Raw genomic sequence first — 1,172 nt, 5'->3', positions numbered from 1 at the left:
GGGTTTTGGTGGAGCGCGGGACCTGATCCTGGGAGGCAAGCGTATTAACAGGTGTGACGCAGGAAGGTAGCCGAGCCGGGCGATGGTTGTCCCGGTCTAAGGATGTAGGGCGAACGGTAGGCAAATCCGCCGTTCATGATGCCTGAGATCTGACGGGACCCCCGTATGGGGGGATTCGGTGATCCTATGCTGCCGAGAAAAGCATCGACGCGAGGTTTTAGCCGCCCGTACCCCAAACCGACACAGGTGATCAGGTAGAGAATACTAAGGCGATCGAGAGAATTATGGTTAAGGAACTCGGCAAAATGCCCCCGTAACTTCGGGAGAAGGGGGGCCCCAACCTTGAACACCACTTGCTGGTGGGAGGGGATCGGGGCCGCAGAGACCAGGGGGAAGCGACTGTTTACTAAAAACACAGGTCCGTGCGAAGTCGCAAGACGATGTATACGGACTGACTCCTGCCCGGTGCTGGAAGGTTAAGAGGACCGGTTAGCCGCAAGGCGAAGCTGAGAATTTAAGCCCCAGTAAACGGCGGTGGTAACTATAACCATCCTAAGGTAGCGAAATTCCTTGTCGGGTAAGTTCCGACCTGCACGAATGGAGTAACGACTTCCCCGCTGTCTCAACCATAAACTCGGCGAAATTGCAGTACGAGTAAAGATGCTCGTTACGCGCAGCAGGACGGAAAGACCCCGAGACCTTTACTATAGTTTGGTATTGGTGTTCGGAGTGGCTTGTGTAGGATAGGTGGGAGACGTTGAAGCCCGGACGCCAGTTCGGGTGGAGTCATCGTTGAAATACCACTCTGGTCACTTTGGACATCTAACTTCGGCCCGTAATCCGGGTCAGGGACAGTGCCTGATGGGTAGTTTAACTGGGGCGGTTGCCTCCTAAAAAGTAACGGAGGCGCCCAAAGGTTCCCTCAGCCTGGTTGGCAATCAGGTGTCGAGTGTAAGTGCACAAGGGAGCTTGACTGTGAGAGAGACATCTCGAGCAGGGACGAAAGTCGGGACTAGTGATCCGGCGGTACATTGTGGAATGGCCGTCGCTCAACGGATAAAAGGTACCTCGGGGATAACAGGCTGATCTTGCCCAAGAGTCCATATCGACGGCATGGTTTGGCACCTCGATGTCGGCTCGTCGCATCCTGGGGCTGGAGTAGGTCCCAAGGG

At 55.4% G+C, this 1,172-nt stretch carries 1 rRNA gene; it reads left to right on the top strand.

What is annotated here, in order from left to right:
- Window positions 1–1,172 (top strand): 23S ribosomal RNA (locus tag C566_RS0120335); the annotation flags it as partial.

Origin of the sequence: Arthrobacter sp. 131MFCol6.1, assembly GCF_000374925.1 — a bacterium.
Taxonomy (GTDB): domain Bacteria; phylum Actinomycetota; class Actinomycetes; order Actinomycetales; family Micrococcaceae; genus Arthrobacter.
Note: the sequence above shows the minus strand (reverse complement) of the source record. Positions and strands in the feature narration are given on the sequence as shown.